The following is a 1,740-nucleotide window of genomic DNA, read 5'->3' as shown; positions in this document are numbered from 1 at the left end:
TCCCTGATAGCTCAGTTGGTAGAGCACTCGACTGTTAATCGAGTTGTCACAGGTTCGAGTCCTGTTCGGGGAGCCATATGGAGAGGTGTCCGAGTGGCCGAAGGAGCACGATTGGAAATCGTGTAGGCGTCTAAAGCGTCTCGAGGGTTCGAATCCCTCTCTCTCCGCCATATTTTTTGCAGTAAGGCCCGTTGGTCAAGGGGTTAAGACACCTCCCTTTCACGGAGGTAACAGGGGTTCGAATCCCCTACGGGTCATTCTTCTTTTCGAAAGAGAAGAAGCACGAAAAAACATTTGACATAAGGCTGCTAACATGTTAATATAGTAAGCGTATGTGAAATGGAGGCTTAGCTCAGCTGGGAGAGCATCTGCCTTACAAGCAGAGGGTCGGGGGTTCGAGCCCCTCAGCCTCCACCATATAGTTATACACTCTGACGCGGGGTGGAGCAGCTCGGTAGCTCGTCGGGCTCATAACCCGAAGGTCGCAGGTTCAAATCCTGCCCCCGCAATTGCTTCACCTTATGGCTTGGAACCGTGGTGTAGGGGTTAACATGCCTGCCTGTCACGCAGGAGATCGCGGGTTCAAATCCCGTCGGTTCCGCCATTTTTATTTCTTCAAATGTTTGTGATCGGGTTGTAGGAAAACTGCGAGGCTCGGTAGCTCAGTCGGTAGAGCAAAGGACTGAAAATCCTTGTGTCGGCGGTTCGATTCCGTCCCGAGCCACCATTTGATAACCAAATATCCACACAATCAACAAATTGGCCGGTGTAGCTCAATTGGTAGAGCAACTGACTTGTAATCAGTAGGTTGGGGGTTCAAGTCCTCTCGCCGGCACCATTTCTTGAATTGTGGAGGCTTAGCGAAGTGGCCAAACGCAGCAGACTGTAAATCTGTTCTCTCTGAGTTCGGTGGTTCGAATCCATCAGCCTCCACCAGTTATAGGGGCATAGTTTAAAGGTAGAACAACGGTCTCCAAAACCGTTAGTGTGGGTTCAATTCCTGCTGCCCCTGCCATAGTAATTTCATATTTAACCCAAAGATTCATTTGTATTTTGGCGGTCGTGGCGAAGGGGTTAACGCATCGGACTGTGACTCCGACATTCGCGGGTTCAATTCCCGTCGATCGCCCTTTTCTTTTTTTTGGGGGTTAGCCAAGCGGTAAGGCAACGGACTTTGACTCCGTCACGCATAGGTTCAAATCCTATACCCCCAGCCATTTTTATCAGTTTTGAGCGGACGTGGCTCAGCGGTAGAGCATCGCCTTGCCAAGGCGAGGGTCGCGGGTTCGATTCCCGTCGTCCGCTCCATTTTCATTTTATGGCGCCATAGCCAAGTGGTAAGGCACAGCTCTGCAAAAGCTCTACCCCCAGTTCGAATCTGGGTGGCGCCTCCAGTTTATTTTCAAAAAATGTTTATACAGCTTGCGCCCTTAGCTCAGCTGGATAGAGCGTTTGACTACGAATCAAAAGGCCAGGAGTTCGAATCTCTTAGGGCGCGTTACTTATCTATTTTTTTATTTTTGCCGGTGTGGCGGAATGGCAGACGCGCTCGACTCAAAATCGAGTGGGGAGACCCGTGAAGGTTCGAGTCCTTTCACCGGTATAAGAGAAGCGGCTTTGTAAGATTACTTTAACAGTGATCTTGCAAAGCCGTTTTTGTTTATGACGGATTGTCAATCCAAGTGCAACACTTCTTCCTGAAACGATTCGTGCGTAGATTTCCAGCCTAAACATTTACGA

At 49.7% G+C, this 1,740-nt stretch carries 16 tRNA genes; all 16 read left to right on the top strand.

Going from position 1 to position 1,740, the window contains the following annotated elements:
• The 16 genes from HRQ60_RS23320 to HRQ60_RS23245 all read left to right on the top strand — a co-directional run bounded on the left by HRQ60_RS23320 (position 1) and on the right by HRQ60_RS23245 (position 1,603).
• Positions 1-76, top strand: a tRNA-Asn gene (locus tag HRQ60_RS23320).
• A 3-nt stretch (positions 77-79) separates the two neighbouring features.
• Positions 80-170, top strand: a tRNA-Ser gene (locus tag HRQ60_RS23315).
• Between the two features lie 15 nt (positions 171-185).
• Positions 186-257 (top strand) — tRNA-Glu (locus HRQ60_RS23310).
• 84 nt (positions 258-341) lie between these two features.
• Positions 342-417, top strand: a tRNA-Val gene (locus HRQ60_RS23305).
• 18 nt (positions 418-435) lie between these two features.
• Positions 436-509 (top strand) — tRNA-Met (locus tag HRQ60_RS23300).
• Between the two features lie 19 nt (positions 510-528).
• Positions 529-604: transfer RNA gene (locus HRQ60_RS23295), tRNA-Asp, on the top strand.
• Positions 605-651: 47 nt separating this feature from the next.
• Positions 652-727, top strand: a tRNA-Phe gene (locus HRQ60_RS23290).
• Positions 728-762: 35 nt separating this feature from the next.
• Positions 763-838 (top strand) — tRNA-Thr (locus HRQ60_RS23285).
• Positions 839-851: 13 nt separating this feature from the next.
• Positions 852-936 (top strand) — tRNA-Tyr (locus HRQ60_RS23280).
• Between the two features lie 5 nt (positions 937-941).
• Positions 942-1,015, top strand: a tRNA-Trp gene (locus tag HRQ60_RS23275).
• 41 nt (positions 1,016-1,056) lie between these two features.
• A tRNA-His gene (locus HRQ60_RS23270) sits at positions 1,057-1,129 on the top strand.
• A gap of 13 nt (positions 1,130-1,142) precedes the next feature.
• Positions 1,143-1,217, top strand: a tRNA-Gln gene (locus tag HRQ60_RS23265).
• Positions 1,218-1,233: 16 nt separating this feature from the next.
• A tRNA-Gly gene (locus HRQ60_RS23260) sits at positions 1,234-1,308 on the top strand.
• Between the two features lie 12 nt (positions 1,309-1,320).
• Positions 1,321-1,394, top strand: a tRNA-Cys gene (locus HRQ60_RS23255).
• 30 nt (positions 1,395-1,424) lie between these two features.
• A tRNA-Arg gene (locus tag HRQ60_RS23250) sits at positions 1,425-1,498 on the top strand.
• A gap of 24 nt (positions 1,499-1,522) precedes the next feature.
• Positions 1,523-1,603, top strand: a tRNA-Leu gene (locus HRQ60_RS23245).
• Positions 1,604-1,740: the final 137 nt, after the last annotated feature.

It is taken from the genome of Saccharibacillus qingshengii (assembly GCF_013185195.1).
Taxonomy (GTDB): Bacteria; Bacillota; Bacilli; order Paenibacillales; family Paenibacillaceae; genus Saccharibacillus; species Saccharibacillus qingshengii.
This window is presented reverse-complemented; position numbering and strand designations above follow the sequence as displayed.